The organism is Pelagibacterium montanilacus (genome assembly GCF_003992665.1).
Classification (GTDB): Bacteria; Pseudomonadota; Alphaproteobacteria; order Rhizobiales; family Devosiaceae; genus Pelagibacterium; species Pelagibacterium montanilacus.
In genome coordinates this window covers 109,897-130,009 of the sequence record NZ_RZMX01000051.1, presented here as the reverse complement: position 1 = coordinate 130,009, position 20,113 = coordinate 109,897, and the positions used below count along the sequence as shown (strand labels likewise).

At 66.7% G+C, this 20,113-nt stretch carries 18 protein-coding genes; 5 read left to right on the top strand and 13 right to left on the bottom strand.

Annotated features, from left to right (window positions below; genetic code table 11):
• Positions 1 to 11: 11 nt before the first annotated feature.
• Together EO136_RS14165 and EO136_RS14160 are read right to left on the bottom strand one after the other, a co-directional pair.
• Positions 12 to 566: a hypothetical protein gene (locus EO136_RS14165; RefSeq protein WP_127145047.1), complete on the bottom strand. Its 555-nt coding sequence runs from the start codon at positions 564 to 566 to the stop codon at positions 12 to 14.
• Between the two features lie 53 nt (positions 567 to 619).
• Positions 620 to 1,453, bottom strand: a complete 834-nt coding sequence (locus tag EO136_RS14160; protein ID WP_127145046.1) for an extensin-like domain-containing protein — start codon at positions 1,451 to 1,453, stop codon at positions 620 to 622.
• A 151-nt stretch (positions 1,454 to 1,604) separates the two neighbouring features.
• Between EO136_RS14160 and EO136_RS14155 the strand changes: the two genes are divergently transcribed.
• From EO136_RS14155 to EO136_RS14145, 3 genes are read left to right on the top strand one after another with little or no spacing between them, the layout of a single operon-like run.
• On the top strand, positions 1,605 to 2,534 hold the full coding sequence (locus EO136_RS14155; RefSeq protein WP_127145045.1) for a CHAD domain-containing protein: 930 nt from the start codon (positions 1,605 to 1,607) through the stop codon (positions 2,532 to 2,534).
• Between the two features lie 51 nt (positions 2,535 to 2,585).
• Positions 2,586 to 4,397 carry a translation elongation factor 4 gene (gene lepA, locus EO136_RS14150; RefSeq protein ID WP_127145044.1) on the top strand — a complete coding sequence of 604 codons (1,812 nt, stop codon included), beginning with the start codon at positions 2,586 to 2,588 and terminating at the stop codon, positions 4,395 to 4,397.
• On the top strand, positions 4,394 to 4,687 hold the full coding sequence (locus EO136_RS14145) for an Rdx family protein (RefSeq protein WP_127145043.1): 294 nt from the start codon (positions 4,394 to 4,396) through the stop codon (positions 4,685 to 4,687). The genes lepA and EO136_RS14145 overlap by 4 nt, the downstream gene beginning before the upstream one ends.
• A gap of 166 nt (positions 4,688 to 4,853) precedes the next feature.
• Here EO136_RS14145 and EO136_RS14140 read toward each other — a convergent pair whose 3' ends face one another.
• Both EO136_RS14140 and EO136_RS14135 read right to left on the bottom strand, forming a co-directional pair.
• Positions 4,854 to 7,328 (bottom strand): mechanosensitive ion channel domain-containing protein, encoded by a 2,475-nt coding sequence (locus EO136_RS14140; RefSeq protein ID WP_127145042.1) that lies wholly within the window; start codon positions 7,326 to 7,328, stop codon positions 4,854 to 4,856.
• A gap of 70 nt (positions 7,329 to 7,398) precedes the next feature.
• Positions 7,399 to 8,196, bottom strand: a complete 798-nt coding sequence (locus tag EO136_RS14135; protein WP_127145041.1) for a DUF72 domain-containing protein — start codon at positions 8,194 to 8,196, stop codon at positions 7,399 to 7,401.
• 151 nt (positions 8,197 to 8,347) lie between these two features.
• Between EO136_RS14135 and EO136_RS14130 the strand changes: the two genes are divergently transcribed.
• On the top strand, positions 8,348 to 8,872 hold the full coding sequence (locus EO136_RS14130; protein ID WP_127145040.1) for a GNAT family N-acetyltransferase: 525 nt from the start codon (positions 8,348 to 8,350) through the stop codon (positions 8,870 to 8,872).
• 25 nt (positions 8,873 to 8,897) lie between these two features.
• Here the strand turns inward: EO136_RS14130 and trhO are convergent, their stop codons facing one another.
• From trhO to infC, 9 genes are all read right to left on the bottom strand, one after another.
• The gene (gene trhO / locus EO136_RS14125; protein WP_127145039.1) at positions 8,898 to 9,905 is read right to left on the bottom strand and encodes an oxygen-dependent tRNA uridine(34) hydroxylase TrhO; all 1,008 of its coding nucleotides are present in this window, start codon (positions 9,903 to 9,905) and stop codon (positions 8,898 to 8,900) included.
• Positions 9,902 to 11,044 (bottom strand): O-antigen ligase family protein, encoded by a 1,143-nt coding sequence (locus tag EO136_RS14120; protein ID WP_164730613.1) that lies wholly within the window; start codon positions 11,042 to 11,044, stop codon positions 9,902 to 9,904. Before EO136_RS14120 ends, trhO begins: the two co-directional genes overlap by 4 nt.
• 122 nt (positions 11,045 to 11,166) lie before the next feature.
• Positions 11,167 to 13,575, bottom strand: a complete 2,409-nt coding sequence (pheT, locus tag EO136_RS14115; RefSeq protein ID WP_127145037.1) for a phenylalanine--tRNA ligase subunit beta — start codon at positions 13,573 to 13,575, stop codon at positions 11,167 to 11,169.
• A gap of 43 nt (positions 13,576 to 13,618) precedes the next feature.
• Complete coding sequence (locus tag EO136_RS14110) at positions 13,619 to 14,047, bottom strand: hypothetical protein (protein ID WP_127145036.1); 429 nt, start codon at positions 14,045 to 14,047, stop codon at positions 13,619 to 13,621.
• 44 nt (positions 14,048 to 14,091) lie between these two features.
• Entirely contained in the window at positions 14,092 to 15,177 is a 1,086-nt protein-coding gene (gene pheS, locus EO136_RS14105; RefSeq protein WP_127145035.1) for a phenylalanine--tRNA ligase subunit alpha, read from the bottom strand.
• Between the two features lie 133 nt (positions 15,178 to 15,310).
• Positions 15,311 to 15,712: a 50S ribosomal protein L20 gene (gene rplT / locus EO136_RS14100; protein WP_127145034.1), complete on the bottom strand. Its 402-nt coding sequence runs from the start codon at positions 15,710 to 15,712 to the stop codon at positions 15,311 to 15,313.
• A 31-nt stretch (positions 15,713 to 15,743) separates the two neighbouring features.
• Positions 15,744 to 15,944, bottom strand: coding sequence for a 50S ribosomal protein L35 (gene rpmI / locus EO136_RS14095; RefSeq protein WP_127145033.1), 201 nt, complete (start codon positions 15,942 to 15,944; stop codon positions 15,744 to 15,746).
• Between the two features lie 138 nt (positions 15,945 to 16,082).
• A complete protein-coding gene (locus EO136_RS14090; RefSeq protein WP_164730612.1) occupies positions 16,083 to 18,377 on the bottom strand; it encodes a methyl-accepting chemotaxis protein in 2,295 nt (764 codons plus the stop codon).
• Between the two features lie 215 nt (positions 18,378 to 18,592).
• The gene (gene infC, locus EO136_RS14085; RefSeq protein WP_246018397.1) at positions 18,593 to 19,129 is read right to left on the bottom strand and encodes a translation initiation factor IF-3; all 537 of its coding nucleotides are present in this window, start codon (positions 19,127 to 19,129) and stop codon (positions 18,593 to 18,595) included.
• 188 nt (positions 19,130 to 19,317) lie between these two features.
• Between infC and EO136_RS14080 the strand changes: the two genes are divergently transcribed.
• Positions 19,318 to 20,100 (top strand): alpha/beta hydrolase, encoded by a 783-nt coding sequence (locus tag EO136_RS14080; RefSeq protein WP_127145190.1) that lies wholly within the window; start codon positions 19,318 to 19,320, stop codon positions 20,098 to 20,100.
• Positions 20,101 to 20,113: the final 13 nt, after the last annotated feature.

Genomic DNA, 20,113 nt, shown 5'->3' with positions numbered 1-20,113 from the left:
ATCGGCCCGCGTCAGCCGGGCTGGCCCACTTCGATTGGGGGATTGGTCCGGTAGCTGGTCTCCTCGTGAAAGCCGACGAACCCGTGGCCGTCGGCCAGCGCGCCGATCCCGGGCCAGAAATCGGCATCGAGTGTGATCCAGTTGAGACGTTTGCCGACCCGCCCCGGCGGGTCGGTGTCGGCGCGCCGCTCCACTTGGCCTCCCGCCGGCCAGATCTCGCGTTCCTCATAGGGCCGGTCGAGCCAGCCGATGAAAACCTCCCGATCGCCCAACCTTGCCGTGATCGCGATCCAGCCCGACCCGTCCACCTGTGCCGATAGCGCAAGGGACGTGCCGGTCATCGTGATCCGCGCGGCGAGGCTGTCGGCGTCCGGGCGTGTCAGGTCCGTGATCTCGGCGACGCGATCGCCGGCGCTCGTGCACACCCAGCGCCGGTCGGCTTCAAGCATGAGCGCCAGCATATCGAGCTCGGCTCTCGCCGCGCGAAGCGGATCGCGCGCGTCCTCTCCGGCAAGGGAATCGAAATAGCTCGGGCGCGTGGCGGGCGGCGGATGGTTCGCGGTCATCGAAGGCTCCATCGGGGGGCTGGCCGATGATCACACGCGGGGCGCCGCGCCGTCTACTCGCAGATCTGCGCGCGGCAGCTCTGGCCGTGGCATCCCAGGTCGAAGTGGAAATGGTCCGCGTGCAGCGCGTTGGCCTCGGGGCCCAGAACGGTGGTGAACCGTCCGCACGCCGCGTCATGGGCAAAGCCCAGCACCCGCGCCGGATCGGCGTCCGAGCCGCGCTCCCAGTCGTCGAGCACCGAAATGGCGCTGCCATCGTCCATCTCAAGCGCGGTGATGTCCACCGCATTGCCCAGACCGTGCTCGGAAACGAACCCGGTGCTCGCCCGGTTGCGCAGCCGGCACTGATACCCCGGCCCGGTCCGCAGGGCGCTGATACGGGCTCCGGTGCGCGCATGGGCGAACGCGTCCACCTCACCGGCCCATTGCGCCAGCGTTTCCCCTACTGCGCAGGAGATGACCGGGGACCCGGTCAATTCCACCCTGCGGCCCGCAATCATCACCGCCCCGATCCGGATCGGGGTGGAGATGCCGCATGTGCCCTCGGCGATGGGCTCGAGCACCTCGCCCTCGATCTGCCCCGAAATCAGCGCCGGACAGGCAACCTGGTAGACCCGCTCGCGCTCGCCTTCGATCCGGTCGCCATCCTCGGGGGCGCTCTCGGCCTCCGCCTCCTCGCTCCCGGCGTCCTGGTTCCCGGGCTCCTGGCTCTCGGAATCTTCGGCGGCCGGCGCGGCAAGGTCGGCGGGGCGCGGCTCGGGCAGGGGCGGCATGGCCTCCTCGTCCTGGCCGATCGCCTGACCTCCCGCCATGGCGAGGACAACGAGAAGCCCGAAAAGGGCCAGGCGCTTGAGTGGGCGCTTGGGTTGGCTCTGGGCCTGGCTCATGGGTCGCTCCCGGGAAATATGCCATCCGAAGATACCGGGCAACGCGCCAACCGGACAACCCGTTGCCAACGCGCCCGGGAATCGGCGCTGTTGCCGGCCCATGGTCCGCGATAAGCTTCAGGTTTGAGTTCGAGAGATCGAGTCGCACATCATGGACGAAAAGCTGGCCTATCGCCTCGCCCCGGGCGAGGCACCCGGAACGCGCCTTCTGGCCGTCGCGCGCAATCTGTGCGCCCGGTTGATCGAAGCTCTCGGCGAAACCGGGGCCAGCCCCGAGGAGCGGGCCTATGAGGCCCGCAAGAAGCTCAAGCGCCTGCGGGCCCTGCTCGCCCTTGTCCGCGAGATCGATCCCGAGCTCTTTGACCAGGAAAACCGCCGCTGCCGGGATGCCGGACGCACCCTCGCGCCCTATCGCGACGCCCAGACCCTTACCCGAACTCTCGACGATGTCTCCTCGAGCTTTGCCGAGGGGCTCGCGCCAGACGCGCTTGCGGGCCTGCGCAAGCTTCTGGTCGCGGGCCGGGACAAGGGGCGCGAGGAAACCCTGGCCGGTCTCGGCGCCGCGCTCGACGGGGTGCTCGCCAACGCCCATATCACCGCCGGAGCCCTTGCCGACGCCGATTGGTCCGATCTCGATGCCGCAGAACTCGCGACATCCATGTCCAGGGGCTACAAGCGGGCCCGCAAGGCGCGCGCCCGGCTCGACAGGCACGGGGACACCGAGACCGCCCACGAACTGCGCAAGGCCATCAAGCGCCATTGGCTGGCCGTCCGGCTCCTGCGCCCGTTCTGGCCCGATGACGGCAAGCGCCATGAGCGCGCCGTGCGCGAGGCGGTCGATGCCCTGGGCGCCATGCAGGACCACGACGTTCTCGCCCGCGCGCTCGCGGGTCAGGACCCCGCCTCCGCCCCCAACCGGGGCCTTGCGCTGGCGCTCGTGGAATACCGGCTGCGGTCGGCGCGCGGGCTGGGCCACATGGCCGCCCGGCTCTGCCTTGAGGCCAAGCCGGGCCAGATCAGGCGGGCTGCCGAGGCGAGCTTGGAGAAAAATGCGGCCCGAGGAGAGCAGGAGGCCGGCTGAGCGGCGAAATCATCTTCCCCGCGCCCCGGTTTTGCTGCTAAACGGGCGCTCATGAAAGCACCCATACGCACGCCGCTCTCCCACATCCGCAATTTCTCGATCGTCGCTCATATCGACCACGGGAAATCGACCCTTGCCGACCGGCTCATCCAGATGACCGGCGCCCTGGGCGAACGCGAGATGAAAGAGCAGATCCTAGATTCCATGGATATCGAGCGCGAGCGCGGCATCACGATCAAGGCCCAGACGGTCCGGCTCGAATACAATCATACCGATGGCGAGCATTATGTGCTCAATCTGATCGACACCCCCGGTCACGTCGACTTCGCCTACGAGGTCAACCGCTCGCTCGCCGCGTGCGAGGGCTCGCTTCTGGTGGTCGATGCGGCCCAGGGCGTCGAGGCCCAGACGCTGGCCAATGTCTACCACGCCATCGAGGTCAACCACGAGATCGTCCCGGTCCTCAACAAGATCGATCTGCCCGCCGCCGAACCCGAGCGCGTTCGCCAGCAGATCGAGGACGTGATCGGAATCGACGCGTCCCAGGCCGTGCAGATTTCCGCCAAGTCGGGGCTGGGAATCGAGGACGTGCTCAAGGCCATCGTCGAGCGCCTGCCCGCGCCCAAGGGCGAGGAGAATGCCCCGCTCAAGGCGCTCCTGGTCGACAGCTGGTACGATCTTTATCTCGGCGTTGTGGTCCTGATCCGCGTCATCGACGGGCGCATCAGGAAGGGTCAGAAGATCCGCATGATGCAGGCCGGCGCCGCCTATGAGCTCGACCGGGTCGGGGTCTTCACCCCCAAGCTTCTGGAAGTCGGCGAGCTGGGCCCGGGCGAGATCGGGTTCTTCACCGCCTCGATCAAGGAAGTGGCCGACACCAATGTCGGCGATACCATCACCGACGACAGAAAGCCGACCGCCAACCCGCTGCCCGGGTTCCGTCCGGCCCAGCCCGTGGTGTTCTGCGGGCTGTTCCCCGTCGATGCGTCCGATTTCGAGGATCTGCGCGCCGCCATGGGCAAGCTGCGCCTCAACGACGCCAGCTTCTCGTTCGAAATGGAAACCTCCGCCGCGCTGGGCTTTGGCTTCCGCTGCGGGTTCCTCGGCCTGTTGCACCTCGAGATCATCCAGGAGCGCCTCTCGCGCGAGTTCGACCTCGAGCTGATCACCACCGCCCCCTCGGTGGTCTATGACGTGGTCATGACCAGCGGAGAAACCATCCAGCTCCACAATCCCGCTGATCTGCCCGACCCGGTCAAGATCGAGGAGATCCGCGAGCCCTGGATCAAGGCGACCATCCTCACCCCCGACGAATATCTCGGGGCGATCCTGAAACTCTGCCAGGAGCGGCGCGGGGTCCAGACCAACCTCTCCTATGTCGGCCAGCGCGCCATGGTCGAATATGATTTGCCCTTGAACGAGGTGGTGTTCGATTTCTACGATCGGCTGAAATCGATCTCCAAGGGCTATGCGAGCTTTGACTACCAGATCGACGACTACCGCACCGGCGATCTCGTCAAGATGAGCATTCTGGTCAATGCCGAGCCCGTCGACGCGCTCTCGATGCTGGTCCACCGCTCCCAGGCCGAACACCGCGGCCGGGGCATGTGCGAAAAGCTCAAGGACCTCATTCCCCAGCACCTCTTTGTCATCCCCATCCAGGCGGCCATCGGCGGGCGCGTGATCGCGCGCGAGACCGTGCGTGCCATGCGCAAGGACGTCACCGCCAAATGCTATGGCGGCGACGCCACCAGAAAGCGCAAGCTTCTGGAAAAGCAGAAGGAGGGCAAAAAGAAGATGCGCCAGTTCGGCAAGGTCGAGATTCCCCAGGAAGCCTTCATCAAGGCCCTCAAGATGGAATGATCGTGACACAAGGCTCCCGCCCCGTCGTCACCATCACCTATTGCACCCAGTGCAACTGGCTCCTGCGCGCCGCCTGGATGGCCCAGGAACTGCTCTCCACCTTCGCCGCTGAACTGGGCGGCGTAACGCTCGTTCCGGGCACCGGCGGTGTCTTCACCATTACCTCTGGCGACACCGTGGTCTGGGACCGGTTGCGCGATGGCGGGTTCCCCGACATCAAGAGCCTCAAGCAGCGCGTGCGCGACGCCATCGCCCCGGACCGCGACCTCGGCCATCTCGACAGGTCCTGACATCGGGCGAAGTCCCGACATCGGCAAAAAAGGCCCCGCCGCGATTTCCGCGCGGGGCCTTTTCGGTCTCAGTGCCATCAGGGATGGCAAAGTTCGTCTGGTTCAGAAACGCCGCAATTCAATGACTTGGATCGCCTGTTCTGAGTCTGTCAGTACAGGATATGCTCTAGTCGTCATCGGGCCCGGCGTCGGGATCGGGCAGGTCGACCGGCTGCGTATCCTCGGTCTTGCGGCGGCGGCGCGGCTTGGCTGCGGTCCCCGTGCTCTTGGTCGCGGCGCTTTTTGCCGCCGCGCTCTTTGCCGCGGATTTGGCCGCCGTCTCCGGTGCACGCGGCGTGCGGCCCGACTTCGTGCCGGCTTCGGGCGGCGCGCCGTCCTCTCTACCGGGTGCGTCCGCCGGCTTGGCCTCGCCCTGCACGATCAGCCCGTCGGCTCCGCCGCCCTCGGGGCCGGGTTCGGGCTGCACGTGCATCGGGGGCGCGTTTCCGGACTTGTCGACGCCGAAATAGACCGTCTGGTGGGGGAAGGGGATTTCGATGTCGCGTTCATCGAAGATGCGTTTGACGATCCCGTTATAGGCGCGTTTGAGCCCCCATTGCGTGCCCGGCAGCGACTTGATGCGGGCGCGGACCACGATCTCGCTGGCACCGAACGAGTTGAGCCCCATCCATTCGAGCTCGCCGATGATGTTCTTGCCGTGCTCAGGGTCGGCTTTGAGCTTGTCGAAGGCGTCGTGCATGGCCTTTTTCACCTCGTCCACGTCCTCGCGATAGGCCACGCCCATGTCCAGCAGCGCATAGGAGAACCCGCGCATGAAGTTGGTGACCGTATCGACCGAGGAGAACGGGATGATGTGGTAGGACCCTTCGAGGTCGCGCAGCGAGGCCGATCGGATGGTGAGCCGCTCGACCACGCCCGAAATGCCCCCGATCGCCACCACGTCACCCACATCGATCGCGCCCTCGAGCTGGATGAAGATCCCCGTGATAATGTCCTGGACCAGCTTCTGGGCGCCAAAGCCCACCGCCAGCCCGATTACGCCGGCCGAGGCCAGCAGCGGGGCGATGTTGATCCCGATTTCCGAGAGCACGAACATCAGCGCAATCACGATCAGCGCTATGGTGAGCGCGTTGCGCATCAGGGTCAAAAGCGTGCGTTCGCGCGAGGAAACCGACAGCGCGAAATCGGGGTTGATCCGGTAGTCCACCCAGGAATTGAGCACCAGCCAGAGCGCGAAGGTGACCAGCAGGATGATCGAGACGGTGATCACCGCCCCGGTCACCCGGGCACCGAACTGGCTTTCGAGGAAGGTGACGAAGTTGAACGCGCCCAGGGTGTGCAGACAGAAGATGATAACCGCCCCCACCACGGCAAAGCGCAGCACCGTGAGAATGCGCGGCACGAAGGAATTGAGCCGGCGCTCGAGAAGCGGCACGCGCTGGGAAAGGTGCTCGGGCAGATGGATGCCGCCCCCGATCAGCTTGGAGAGGGCATTGGAGACCATCATGCCCACCAGCACGGCCACCGCGACCTGCAGATTGGCCAGCAGCACCACGTAAAAATCCTCGACCGGATTGGCCATGGCGGTGATGGCCAGCCCGGCGATATAGATCATCACGGGGATGTGCCAGAAGCGCAGCAGCAGCCGGGTGGCCTTGCTTGGCTTGCGTCCCGCCCTCCGCCGGATCACCATCTTGGAGATCGCCTTGCGCGCGCGCAGAACGGCGATGGCGGTCAGCGCCAGGATGAGCAGCAGGCCCGCCACCGACAGCGCCCGTCCCGCACCCGCCGAGATCGTGCGGCTAAAGAGCGGCATCAGCAGGAACTGGCCATAAACGAACAGTGAGACGAACAGCCGCGACCAGCGCATCGACGAGCGCGCCTGCTTGTCGGTCAGCGCCACAAGCCGCGTGTCCCCGCGCCGGGGCGAGAAGACGGCGCGCAAGAGCGCCAGCACCAGTTCGATCACGAGGAAGGCGTTGAGATAGAGCGAATGCTCGAAGCTGATGTCGCCCGGTGTTCCCAGGAGCAGCAGCGCCACCACGTAGCCCAGCGCCCAGGGCGCGACCGAGGCGACAAGGTCCACCAGAAGCGAGAGCACCACCGCGATGGTCTTGGCGATCAGCCCTTCGCCCGCCGAATCCATCCGGATGCGCATGCGCAGCCGATCGGTAAAGGCCCGCACCGCCAGGAACCCGCCATGGGTGATCAGGATCAGCGCCAGGAGATTGGCGATGATCCCGCCCACCGCCACGATGTCGGCAAAGGTCAGGGCCGAAAAGATCGCAGGCGCCGCGCTGATCTGCTCCACAAAGCTCGAGGCGCCCTGCGCCACGCTTTCGGCGGCCCATTGGGTAGCGTCTGCCACCTGCGCGCCGATCGAGCGCAGCTCGTCGGGCAGGAGCCCATCCTCCTCGGCCGGAGCCCCGGCGTCGCCCCCGCCTTCCACGGCCTGTTCGAGCTTGTCGATCAGTTCGGCGCGGGCCGCGTCGTCACGCAGGACCTCGAGCAGATTCGAGAGCGCAGACGGCGTCTCTTCGGCCGGCGGCTCGCCCTGGGTCTGGGCGAACGCGGCCCCGGACACGAGAAGCGGGAAGAGAACGAGAAGGGCAACAAGGAGCGGACGGAAGACGGAAGCCAAGTTTTTCTAGCCTTTTGTGCCTGGGTCTTGGTCGGGGACGATGGCGCAAACCTACACCGGCAGGCGCCAACTATGAACCCCCGGCGTCTGTCAATCCTTTTGCGGCCAGAGGGTTGCGGTCCTTGGCGCCCGAGATGACGTAGCAAAACACGTCACGGGCGCCCGGCTCGGCGGGCCCGGCGATTGCAGGCAGGCCCTCGGGCATGTGCCCGGCCGCGTAGTCCTTGAGCCGGCCAGCCCAGCGCGTGATGTCATCCTCGCCGTAGCCCGCCGGATGGTCCTCGGTCGTGCCCATCAGGCGCAGATAGACGAAATCGGCGGTGATGTCGGGGATCGTGGGGAATTTGGAATCCCCGGCCACGACCAGCGCCACGGTGTGCCTGCGCGCCAGTTCGACCGCTTCGGGAACGGCAAAGCTCTCGTGGCGCACTTCCACGGCGTGGCGAAGCTTCAGTCCCTCGACCGAATCGGGCAGCAGCGCGAGGAACGCTCCGAAATCCTCGGGATCGAAGCGCTTGGTCGCCGCAAGCTGCCAGTTGATGGGCCCCAGCGCAGCACCCAGTTCGGCAATGCCGCCCTCGACGAAGCGCCGGATGGACTCCCCGGCCTCGCCCAGCACCTTGCGGTTGGTGGCAAAGCGCGGGCCCTTGAGCGAGAAGACGAACCCCTCGGGCACTTCGGAGGCCCATTTGGCGAAGGTCTCGGGCTTCTGGCTGCCATAAAAGGTGCCGTTGACCTCGACCGAATTGAGCTGGCTTGCCATGTAGCCAAGCTCGTTTTTCTGGACCAGCCCCTCGGGGTAGAAAACGCCCCGCCAGGGCGCGAAGGTCCAGCCCCCGACCCCGATATGGATAGTGTGACCGCTCATCTTGGCTCGCTCCGCTCATGGGTCTGGCACGCACCATGGCCCCGCCCCGGCCCGCGTGTAAAGCCGCCGCACCACCGGGTCCGCACCGATACCCTTGCGCGCGCCCGGCGAACATGCTTGGCCTTTGCGGTGCGCCATCAGGGACATAGACATGACCACGACCATCCGCCCCGCCACCCCCGACGATCTGCCCGGCATTCTCGAGATCCACAACCATGCCATCCGCCATCTCGACGCCATCTGGACCGAGGCCGAGGAAACGCTCGAGGACCGCGCCAAATGGCTCGCCGACCGGCAAAAGGGCGGCTTTGCGGTTCTGGTGGCCGAACGGGACGGAAAGGTGCTCGGCCACGCGAGCTATGGCAGCTATCGCAGCCGGTCGGGCTACCGCAAGACGGTCGAGCATTCGATCTATCTGCGCGATGGCGCCGCGGGCCAGGGCACCGGCTCGGCGCTGATGGAGGCCCTGATCGCCGATGCGCGGGACAAGGGCTTTCACCTCATGGTGGCGGTCATCGAGGCGAAAAACACCGGCTCGATCCGGTTTCACGAGCGCTTCGGCTTCAAGACCGCCGGGCTCATGCCCCAGGCCGGCTGCAAGCACGGCAAATGGCTCGATCAGGTCAACATGTACCTGCTGCTCGACGACGCCCCGGCGCCCCCGCGCGGATACTGATCACAAAGGCCGCCGCCCTGCGATCTCACCCCCCATTGCGCTTGCGGTCCGCATCGCGCCGCGCCGCGCGGCCGGCCTTGCGGTCTGCCGCCGCGCGTTTGGCGGCGTCTCCCAGATGCGCTTCGCCCCGTTTCGCCGCCAGGTCCATCTGGCGCTGGCGTTCGGCGGCTGCCGCGCGCTTGGCCGTGTCCAGCGCGCCGGCGCAGTGGTGGCACTGCACCCCTTCGATGAAATCGGCGCGCTCCCGATCGGCGGGGGTCAGCGGTTGCCGGCAGGCCCGGCACAGCGTGGCGGTCCCCGGCGCCAGCCCGTGGCCGACCGAAACCCGCTCGTCGAACACGAAGCACTCCCCGTCCCAGCGGCTCTGGTCCCGGGGCATCTTCTCGAGATAGGCGAGAATGCCCCCCTTGAGGTGGTAGACTGCCTCGAACCCTTGCGCGAGCATATAGGAAGAGGCCTTCTCGCACCGGATGCCGCCGGTGCAGAACATGGCGACCTTCTTGTCCCGGGCCGGGTCGAGATGACTGGCGACGTAATCCTTGAACTGGGTGAAGGTATCGGTCCCCGGGTCGCGGGCGTTCTCAAAACTGCCCAGCGCCACCTCATAGGCGTTCCGCGTGTCGATCAGGACGACATCCTCGTCCGCGATCAGCCCGTTCCAGTCCTCGGGCTCCACATAGGTGCCCACCTGGCGCCCCGGATTGGCCTCGGGCGCGCGCAGGGTCACGATCTCCTGCTTGGCGCGCACCTTGAGCCGATGAAACGGCATCGTCTCTGCACTCGAATACTTGATCTCCGCGCCCCGGAACCGGCCGCCGAAGAGATTGCCGTCCGCCAGCCAGCCCACCAGCGCGCCTATGGCCTCGCGCGTGCCCGCCACCGTCCCGTTGATGCCCTCGGGCGCGATCAGCAGCGTGCCCATGATGCCCCGGGCCCGGCAAAACGCGTCGATGGGGGCGATCAGGTCGGCAAAATCGGGCTGGTCGACGAATTTGTAGAGCGCCACGATCTGGATCGGCTGGGTCTCGCTCACCGTCCCGCCTCTCCGCGCGCCCGAACCAGCTCCAGCGCCCGGGCCACCAGAAACGCGCAGACCACCACGAACAAGGTCGTGCGCGTCAGGACGCCCAGCGTCGTCATGGTCAGCCCCAGTGCCAGATGGCCCATGGGAATCGAAAGCGCGAGATAAACGCTGACCGGATCGGCCCGCACCGCCCGGTCAACAAGCGCGAAAACCGGAGCGCAGATCATCAGTCCATAGGCAACAAGCCCCAAAAGCCCGCCGGCGGCAACGAAATTGGCAAAATCGCTGTGCAGGTTCTCGAGCCCCTCGGGCACGTCCGCCACCGCCCGCGCCAGGGCCATCATGTCCGCCAGCCCATGTCCCCAGAGCGGGGAGTCCAGAAACAGCAGCCAGGCGGCCGTGTACATGCGGGTCCGGACGGAATTGGATTCCTGCATGCCCGAGGTCAATTCCCCGGTGATCGCGGCCAGCACCCGGTCGCCATAGCCCGTGGCGACGAGCGCGATGGCGCCCGCCAGCGGCAGCGCCAGGAGCGCGGCGAGCATCGCCCGATCGCGCCGGACGGCGAAAAGCGCCGGCAGCATCATCGCCGCGCCCGCAATGATCGGGCCGCGCGAGCCCGACAGCACCACAGCGCCAAAGGCGCAGATCGGACCGAGCACATAGACAAAACGCATCGCGCCACGCTTCGAAATCGCCCCGGCCAGCGCCCCGAACCCCAGAACCACCATCAGGCTCGCATACTGGATGGGGTTGTTGCCGAACCCGGCCCGGCTCTCGCCCGCGACCAGCACCTCATAGGCGCCCACCGAGAACCCGGCCACCACGCCCAGAAGGCACAGCGTGGCAAAAAGCGAAACGGGAGTTGCGCCAAGGATCGCGGCGCCCGAAGCGACCCCGATCAACGGCAGCACCATCACGAGCGGCAGCCAATTGTCCGCCGGCCCGCCATTGAGCAGGATCGAGACGACGAGAACGCCGGCCCCCGCGGCCATCGCGCGCAGCACAGGCGAGCCCAGAACCGCCCGGCCGGTCCCACCCAGCGCGAGGGCGAGACACACCAGCGTCAGATACATCGCCACATGCGAGGCGATGCCGGGAAACACCAGGCCGGAGACCAGCACGGTCGATGCAAGGGCCTCGATCATTCCCGTTCGCTTACCTTTTGCCAGAGCGCTTCCAGGAAAAGTGAACCCCTTTTCCGCTTCGGAAACGCGACACATCAAAGACTAAGAGCTCCTGTCCGGATTCAATCAGAACAGGATATGCTCTAGGCCCGCAGCCGTCCGCCCGTGGCCTTTTCCACCGCCGCGACGATCTTGGCCCCCACCGCCTCGATATCCTCGTCGGTCAGGGTCCGCTCGCGCGGCTGCAGCGTCACCTCGATGGCCATGGATTTGGCGTCCGCCCCCAGCGCGCCGCCTTCAAAGACGTCGAACACCGAAACATCGGCGATCAGGCTCTTGTCGGCGCCCTTGGCCGCGCGGATCACCCCCGCCGCCTCGACCGTGCGGTCGAGCACGAAGGCGAAGTCGCGCCGCACCGCCATCAGCGGCGAAAGCGCCAGCGCCGGCTTGGCGCGGGTCGCCTTGCGCCGCGGCTCGGGCAGGGCATCAAGGTCCAGAACGAACGCGGCCACCGGGCCTGCAAGGTCGAACGCTTCGACCAGTCGCGGATGCAGCTCGCCGAACCACCCCAGGATCACCTTGGGCCCGAGCTGGACGCGACCGCCCCGGCCCGGATGGCTCCAGTCGGCGGGCTCGGCCACCAATTGGGTCTTGTCGATGTCGATCCCCAGCGCATCGAGCACCGCGGCCAGGTCGGCCTTGGCCTCGTAGACACCAACCGGGGCCGTCTTGCCCTGCCAGTGCCGTCCACCCCCGCCATGGGCCGCCGTTCCGGTGCGGATGCCGGTGGCGTGGGTGCGCTGGCCGTCCGGCGCGTCCGAAAGGAACACCTGGCCCACCTCGAACAACGCCACGTCGGCCTTCCCGCGCTTGGCGTTGCGCGCGGCGCCCGAAAGCAGGCCCGCCAGAAGCGTGGGCCGCATGTCGGTCATGTCCGAGGCAATGGCGTTGTCCAGCCGGAGCGAAGGCTGGCCGCCGCCAAAGAGCGCGGCCTGTTCGCCCGAGATGAACGACCAGGTGATCGCCTCGGCCATGCCGCGTGCCGCCAGCGCCCGCCGGGCGATCCGGCGCCGGTTCTGGATCGGGGTCAGCATGCGCGGGGCCACGCCCGACAGCCGCGGCAGGGGCGTTACCGGCACCCGGTCCACGCCCACGATGCGCATCACCTCTTCCACGAGGTCGGCCTTGATCGAAACGTCCGGCCGCCAGGAGGGGACCGCGACCTTGACCGTCTCGCCCGAGCCCGACACCCAGAACCCCAGCCGGGAGAGGACACCCTTGATTTCCACAGCGCTCAGCTTGAGCCCGGTCAGGCGCTCGACTTCACTGAGGGGGAAATCGATCACGGTCTCGGGCCCATGCACGTCGCCGGCGATCGCGGGCTCGAACACCTCGCCCCCGCACAGATCGAGCACCATCTGCGTCGCGATCTCGATGCCGGGCTTGACCGATTCGGGGTCCACGGTGCGCTCGAACCGGTAGCGTGCGTCCGAATTGATGCCGGTCTTGCGGCCCGCAGCGGCGATCGCATTGGGCTCGAACCAGGCGCATTCGATAAAGACGTTGGTGGTCTCTTCTGTGCTGCCGGTCGCTTCCCCGCCCATGATGCCCCCCAGGCCGAGGACCTTCTCGTCGTCGGCGATCACGCACATGGTCTCGTCGAGGTCATAGGTCTTGCCGTCGAGCGCGAGAAAGCTCTCGCCGGCCCGGGCCCTGCGCGCACCGACCGCGCCCTTGAGCGTGTCCGCGTCAAAGACGTGCAGCGGCCGCGCGCGGTCGAGCGAGACGAAATTGGTGATATCGACCAGCGCATTGATCGGGCGCAGGCCCACCGCGCGCAGCCTGGCCTGCAGCCAGTCCGGGGAGGGCCCGTTCTTGACCCCGCGCACCAGCCGGCCCGCAAACATGCGGCACATCTCGCCATCCACGAAGGTCTCGATGGGCGAGGGGCCTGCGGGAGAAGGCACAGGCCGGATCGCGGGATCCTTGAGGGTCCCCAGCCCGGCCGCCGCCAGGTCGCGCGCGATCCCGCGCACCCCGGCGCAATCGCCCCTGTTGGGGGTGATCGCCACGTCGATCACCACGGCGTCGAGCCCGGCATAATCGGGGTAGGGCGTGCCCACCGGCGCGTCCTCGGGCAATTCGATGATGCCCGAATGATCTTCCGAAATTTCCAGCTCGCGGCCCGAGCACAGCATGCCGTTGGACGCCTGCCCGCGGATATTGCCCTTGGTGAGCGTGAAGTCCGAGCCCGGGATATAGGTGCCCACGGGCGCGAACACGGCCTTCATCCCGGTGCGCGCATTGGGCGCCCCGCACACCACGTCGATCACCTCGCCGGTGCCCGCATCGACCTTGCAGACCCTGAGCTTGTCGGCATTGGGGTGCTTTTCGGCCGAAATCACGTGCGCCACCACGAAATCCCTGAGCCGCGCGCCGGTATCGAAGACCTCCTCGACCTCGAGCCCGATCATGGTCAGGGCAGTGACGATCTCGTCGGTCGAGGCACTGGTCTCGAGGTGATCCTTGAGCCATTCGATGGTGAATTTCATGGGCGTATCTGCTTTGCTCGTATCGGGTCGGTCGGCGTACTGGTCAGCGGTCGAGGAAGAGGAAAATCTCGTCGGGCACCGTGCACGTGCCCGCCATCAGGGCGTTGTCAAAGCCCAGAAAGACGAAGGGATAATCCGGCGCCCGGGTCATTTCGATGCGTAACTGGGCCGCGCCCTCGTTATCGAGGCCGATCCAGCGGAACGGGTAGTGCGTGCCATCCTCGCGTATGGCGTATGTCCCGCCGCCCACCGTCAGGGCCGCCGAATGGGCATTGGAGAGATACCACTCGCCCGAGAGCGTGTTGATATGGATTGTATAGGATGTCTCGTCTTCGCCCCCGAGCACGGTGAACCCTCCCGCCAGCCAGCTGGCATTGGAGAGCACCGCGCAATCGAGGATTTCGGGCAGGGGCGCGCGCTCGGCGATTGCCGGCGTCGCGGCGCCCGCAAGGGCCATTGCTGAAACGATCATGCGCAACACGCCGGTGTCTCCCTCGGGTCCCGGGTTTCTTGGAGCTAGCTTGACAGCCCCCCGAACAGGGTCGGCAGGTCCAGCGGGCGGAAGCCGTAATGCTCGATCCAGCGGACATCGGCGTCAAAGAACGCCCGCAGATCGGCCATGCCGTACTTCAGCATGGCGATCCGGTCGATCCCCATCCCCCAGGCAAAGCCCTGATAAACGTCCGGATCGAGCCCGGCATTGGCGATGACATTGGGATGCACCATGCCGCAACCGAGGATTTCCAGCCAGTCGCTGCCTTCCCCGATCCTGACCTCATTGCCCGAGCGGTCGCACTGCACGTCCACTTCCATGGAGGGTTCGGTGAAGGGAAAGAACGAGGGCCGGAAGCGCAGCGTCACGCTCTCGACCTCGAAGAACGCCTTCAAGAATTCCTCGAGCACCCAGCGCAGCTGCCCGATATGGGAGCTCTTGTCGATCACCAGCCCCTCGACCTGATGGAACATCGGGGTGTGGGTCTGGTCCGAATCATTGCGATAGGTCCGGCCCGGCATCACCACCCGGATCGGGGGCGCCACGGTTTCCATGGTCCGGATCTGGACCGGCGAGGTGTGGGTGCGCAAAAGCTTGCGCGTCCCGGTCTCGTCAGGGGCGAAAAAGAAGGTGTCGTGCATTTCCCGGGCGGGATGGCCCTCGGGGAAGTTCAGCGCGGTGAAATTGTAGTAGTCGGTCTCGATATCGGGCCCCTCGGCGATCGCGAACCCCATGTCCGAAAAGATCGCCGTGATCTCGTCGATCACCTGGGAGACCGGATGGATGCGCCCGGTGGCCGAGGGCGCGGGGCGCAGGGGCAGCGTGACGTCGAGCGTCTCGGCGGCAAGGCGCTTTTCCAGCGCCTGGGCCCGCAGCGCGTCGCGCCGCGCTTCGATCTGTGCACCGATCTCGGTCTTGAGCCCGTTGATCGCCGGGCCGGCGGTCTTGCGCTCTTCGGGGCTCATCTTGCCCAGGCTCGCCAGCAGTGCCGAGATCGATCCTTTCTTGCCCAGCGCGGAAACGCGCACGGCTTCGAGCGCGGTTTCGCTGTCGGCGGCGGCGATGTCCCGAAGAAGGGACGCGGAAAGATCTGCGATGGTGTCGGACATGGCGCGCGGGCACTCGGCAAAAAGGGTCGGAAAACTCGGGCGAAGCGGTAGCAAACGAAAAAGCCCTGCGCCACCCCCAAAAAAGGGCGGCGCAAGGCTTGTCAATCGGCCTCGGCTGGTGCCGGGAAACGGATCAGGCGCTGATCCGCTCGTGCGTCGTCTTTTCGATCTCGCCCAGATAGGCGAGAGCTTCCTTGGCCGTGGCGACCAGCGCGGCGAATGCTGCCGGCTCGTGCACGGCCAGATCGGCAAGGACCTTGCGGTCAACGGCGACATCGGCGCGGCCGAGGCCGTCGATAAATCGACCATAGGTCAGGCCGTGCTGACGGGCGGCGGCGTTGATGCGCTGGATCCAGAGCGCACGGAAATTGCGCTTCTTGACCTTGCGGTCGCGATAGGCGTACTGGCCGGCCTTTTCCACGGCCTGAACGGCCGAGCGGAACGTCGTCGAGCGGCGACCGTAATAGCCCTTGGCGGCCTTGAGAACCTTCTTGTGGCGGGCGTGGGCGGTTACGCCCCTTTTCACACGTGACATGTGCTAATTCCTTGTCCTGCTGCCAACTCGATCAGCGGTTGTAGGGCATGTACTTCTTGGCAATCTTGGCATCGGGATCCGACAGGACCTTGGTGCCGCGATTGGTGCGGATGTACTTGGCATTGTGGCTGATCAGGCGGTGGCGCTTACCGGCCACCCCGGCGAGCACCTTGCCGGTGGAGGTGACCTTGAAGCGCTTCTTGGCGCCGGACTTGGTCTTCATCTTGGGCATTTTGCTATCCTTGTACTAAGGGGCCCCAAAAAGGGGCCACGCATTCATGGATCGCCACGGCATGCCGTTGAGCCGGGCGATCCGTCTCATTGAGAACGCCGCGTTATAGGGGGAGGGGCGCCCGAACGCAAGGGGCGTTCACGCCCGGCGTACCAGCGCGTCCGGCTCCCATGCCCCCGCCTCGCGATCGTCCGCCCAGGCCTGCAGGTCCTCCGCCTCGCTCCGGTCTCCCGGGAGCGTGAAGATCTCGACCGTGCCGTCGAGCTCGCGGGCCTGGCTTTCGGTCTGGGAGAGGGCGGCGTTGATCTCCTCGACCAGCGCCGCGTTGTGCTGGGTCATCTCGTCGAGCTGGCGCACCGAGCCGTTCACCTCCTCGATCGCCGCGGCCTGCTCACGGCTTGCCGCGGCAATGGCCTCCATCAGGTCCGCGTTCTCGTCCACAGCCTGCCGGATCGCCACCAGCGTGGCCTCGGCGTCCTGCACCCGCGCCGAGCCCCCCGCCACCTCGTGGCCGGACTGCTCGATCAGCCCCTTGACCTCGCTCGACGCCTTGGCCGCCGATTGGGCGAGCCGGCGCACCTCGACCGCCACCACCGCAAAGCCGCGCCCCGCATCGCCGGCCCGCGCGGCCTCCACCGAGGCGTTGAGCGCCAGAAGATTGGTCTGGAAGGCGATGTCGTCGATCAGCTTGATGATGTCGGAAACCCTGCGCGAGGCGGCCCGGATCCGCTCCATGGCGCTCGTTACTTCGCCCATGGCCTGCTCGCCGCGCGTGCCCAGCTTGGCGGCCGCGCGCGATTTCTCGAGCGCCCCGCCTGCCTTGCGGGCCGTCTGGGTGACGGTGCCCGCGAGCTGCTCCATGGCCGCCGCGGTCTCCTCGATGGTCGCCGCCTGCCGGGTGGTGCGGTCAGACAGGTCCTCGGCGCCCGACAGGATCTCCCGGGTTGCGGACCGGATCGAGCCCGCGGTTTCCGCCAGCCCCGCGATCACTTCGGCGAAACGCTCGGCCACCGCGTTGGTGTCGCGCTTGAGCGCGTCAAAGGCCCCCCGATAGTCTCCCTCGACCCGGGCGGTGAGGTCGGTGTCGGCCAGGGCCGATAGCACTGCCCCGGTCTCTCCCAGGCCCCGCTCGACGGTCTCCATCAGCCGGTTGACCCCCTCGGCCAGTGCATCGAGCTCGTCATCGCCATTGTCGGCCTCAAGCCGCCTTGAGAAATCCCCGTCCAGCGCCGCGTCGACCGCTGCCTGCACCTGGGCCTGGACGCGGGCGCGCCGGCCATTGGCCGCTTCGGCGGCCCGGCGCATCTCTTCGCGCTCGGCATCCATCGCCGCCATGGCCCGGCCATTGTCCCTGAACACCGCCAGCGCTTCGAGCATGGCGCCCACTTCGTGGCGCTCCCTGTCTGCAAGCGGAGTGTCGAGATCGCCTTCGGCAAGCTGGCGCATGCGCGCGGCCAGCCCCTTTATGGTGGCCGATAGCCCCCCGCCGATCACCAGTGCGAGCAGGCACCCGACAACGAGTGCCGCGAGCCCGCCCATCAGCACCCAGCTCTTGGCGGCGTCCGCCTGTGCGGCAGCGGCTGCGCTGGCGCTGTCCTGGCTCACGCGCACGCTCGCCAGCATCTCGCTTATCGCCGCCTGCATCTGGGCGCCCAGCGCGTCGAGTTCTGTGTCCATCACGCTGTTGCGCGCAAAAAGCGCGGCGCCGGCCTCCTGCGTGAGCCCCGCATAGATCTCGAGATCGGCGATCATCCGGTTGGCCGTGGCCTTCTGGCTGTTGGAGACCACCGCGTCGTGAAGCTGGACCAGCCGCGCGGTCGCCGCTGCGGCCTGGGCCCCGGTGCTTTCCAGCAGCGCCGGGTCTGCGGTCAAAAGGAAGCGCTCGGCCTCGAACTGGGTGAGGATCGCGTGCTGGACGGCAAAGCCCGCCGCGCCCGTGGCGTTGAAATTCCCGCTCACCGCTTGCAGCGCGGAGGCCGAATCGGCCCGAAGCCGGTCCCCGACCTCGGCCATCTGCGCGGTCAGCGCTTCGATCTCGGCCTGATATGCGGTCAGCGAGGCAAACGCGCTCTGGTACAGGCTGGCGGTCCCCTGGAAATCGGTGAGCGCCACTGCGGCGTCCGGGTCACCGGCAAAAAGCGCCGCGCGCTCGGGATCGGACTGGCGGAGGCTCGCGATACGCGCGCCCAGCTCGGCCGCCGCGCGCGGCGAGGGATCGAGCCGGAAATCGAGATCGGCCAGGCGCGCCGCCGAAAGCTGCTCGGTCATCTCCTCGATGGCCAGCGATTGCAGCGCCGCCATGCGATAGTCTGCGAAAGTCTGGCTCAGCCCGGACATGCCGATAAAGGCAAAGGCGACCACCGCGCCCAAAAGCGCCAGCAGCGCGCCGAAAGCCAGGTAGATGCGCTGTGCCACGCCGAGAAACGAAACCATGGGCCGCTCCGAGTACCTGCGCGCCCGCCCCGGACACCGGGCCCCCAAAACGCGCATGTCGATCGAAGGCCAACTAAAGCCAAGGGACGTTAAGGAATGTAAAAGAGCGCACGCACGGGCCCGCAAACGACAACGGACGCCGCTGAGGCGTCCGCACATCATTCTCGTTGATGGCCAGATCGGGCGGTCCGGCCTGCCGGGCCGCCTCGGGGGCGTTATCGCGGAGCGATCACCATCACCATCTGCCGTCCTTCCGAACGGGGGGTGGATTCCACCTTGGCGATCTCGTCGAACTGGTCGCGCACCTTGTTGAGCAATTCCAGACCGATGTCCTGGTGCGCCATTTCGCGGCCGCGAAACCGCATGGTCACCTTCACCTTGTCTCCTTCGGAGATGAACTTCTCGACGCTGCGCATTTTGACGTCGTAGTCATGGGTGTCGATATTGGGCCGGAGCTTGATCTCCTTGACCTCGATCACCTTCTGCTTCTTGCGCGCTTCGGCGGCCTTTTTCTGGGCGGAGTACTTGTACTTGCCGAGATCGAGGATCTTGCAGACCGGCGGATTCGAGTTCGGGGCGATCTCCACGAGGTCCATGCCGCCTTCCATGGCCATGGCAATAGCTTCGCTCGTGCGTACGACGCCGACATTGGCGCCCTCGGCATCGATCAGCTGGACTTCGGGAGCGGTGATCTCATTGTTGGAGCGCGGCCCATCCTTTTGGGGCTGCACGGGTCTCATCGGGCGACGAATGGGGCGTAATCCTTTCAGACGTTTCGGGTCCGCACCGGTGGCTCCACCGGGCGCCCCTTAAAATCTTGGCAATCGCGGCCAAAGTCAACAGTCAATGGAGACCATGGCCCTGCTGTCCGCCCCGCTCTTGCACGCGTGCGCGCAACTGGGATACTCGAAGGGCCATGACAGACCATGTGACCGATCCTATGTCCACGTCCGCCTCCAACGCGCCACTGGCACAATCGATCCCCTTTGCCCATGGGGCCGATCATTATGACCTGGCGACGCTGACCCGTCCGGGCGCCGCGCCCGGCCTTTTCTGGCTGGGAGGCTTTCGCTCGGATATGGCGGGCTCCAAGGCCCAGGCCCTCGATGCCCTGGGCGCGCAAAAGGGGCTCGGGGTCACCCGGTTCGACTATTCGGGCCACGGCGCCTCGGGAGGCGCGTTCCTCGATGGCACCATCGGGCGCTGGCTGGCCGAGGCCGTGGCCGTGTTCGAGCGCACCGAGGGCGAGCAGATCGTGGTGGGCTCGTCCATGGGCGGCTGGCTGGCGCTGCTGCTCAACCGCGCACTGCGGGAGCGGGGCATCGGGCGCATGCGCGCCATGGTGCTCATCGCCCCTGCGGTGGACATGACCCGCGATCTGATGGCCGATACCTTCACCGATTCCGAGCTGGCCGATCTGTGGGAAAAGGGCCGCGTCGAGCAGCCCTCGGACTATTCGGACGAGCCCTATGTGCTCACCCGCGCGCTGATCGAGGAGGGGGCCGACCACCTGCTGTTCTCAGGCCCCATCCGCACCCATTGCCCTGTGGCCATTCTCCAGGGCGGCCAGGACACCGATGTGCCCCCCGCCCACGCGCTCAAGCTGGTCAGCCACCTCGTGTCCGATCCGGTGACCTTCACCCTCATCCCCGATGGCGACCATCGCCTGAGCCGCGATCAGGACCTCGAAACCCTGCGCCAGACCATCCTGCGGCTGATCTGACCGGCCCCGGTCC

Coding starts and splice junctions, on each gene's coding strand:
- EO136_RS14165 (WP_127145047.1), bottom strand. CDS start 566: ATGACCGCGAACCATCCGCCGCCCGCCACGCGCCCGAGCTATTTCGAT.
- EO136_RS14160 (WP_127145046.1), bottom strand. CDS start 1,453: ATGAGCCAGGCCCAGAGCCAACCCAAGCGCCCACTCAAGCGCCTGGCC.
- EO136_RS14155 (WP_127145045.1), top strand. CDS start 1,605: ATGGACGAAAAGCTGGCCTATCGCCTCGCCCCGGGCGAGGCACCCGGA.
- lepA (WP_127145044.1), top strand. CDS start 2,586: ATGAAAGCACCCATACGCACGCCGCTCTCCCACATCCGCAATTTCTCG.
- EO136_RS14145 (WP_127145043.1), top strand. CDS start 4,394: ATGATCGTGACACAAGGCTCCCGCCCCGTCGTCACCATCACCTATTGC.
- EO136_RS14135 (WP_127145041.1), bottom strand. CDS start 8,196: ATGAGCGGTCACACTATCCATATCGGGGTCGGGGGCTGGACCTTCGCG.
- EO136_RS14130 (WP_127145040.1), top strand. CDS start 8,348: ATGACCACGACCATCCGCCCCGCCACCCCCGACGATCTGCCCGGCATT.
- EO136_RS14120 (WP_164730613.1), bottom strand. CDS start 11,044: ATGATCGAGGCCCTTGCATCGACCGTGCTGGTCTCCGGCCTGGTGTTT.
- pheT (WP_127145037.1), bottom strand. CDS start 13,575: ATGAAATTCACCATCGAATGGCTCAAGGATCACCTCGAGACCAGTGCC.
- EO136_RS14110 (WP_127145036.1), bottom strand. CDS start 14,047: ATGATCGTTTCAGCAATGGCCCTTGCGGGCGCCGCGACGCCGGCAATC.
- pheS (WP_127145035.1), bottom strand. CDS start 15,177: ATGTCCGACACCATCGCAGATCTTTCCGCGTCCCTTCTTCGGGACATC.
- rplT (WP_127145034.1), bottom strand. CDS start 15,712: ATGTCACGTGTGAAAAGGGGCGTAACCGCCCACGCCCGCCACAAGAAG.
- rpmI (WP_127145033.1), bottom strand. CDS start 15,944: ATGCCCAAGATGAAGACCAAGTCCGGCGCCAAGAAGCGCTTCAAGGTC.
- EO136_RS14090 (WP_164730612.1), bottom strand. CDS start 18,377: ATGGTTTCGTTTCTCGGCGTGGCACAGCGCATCTACCTGGCTTTCGGC.
- EO136_RS14080 (WP_127145190.1), top strand. CDS start 19,318: ATGTCCACGTCCGCCTCCAACGCGCCACTGGCACAATCGATCCCCTTT.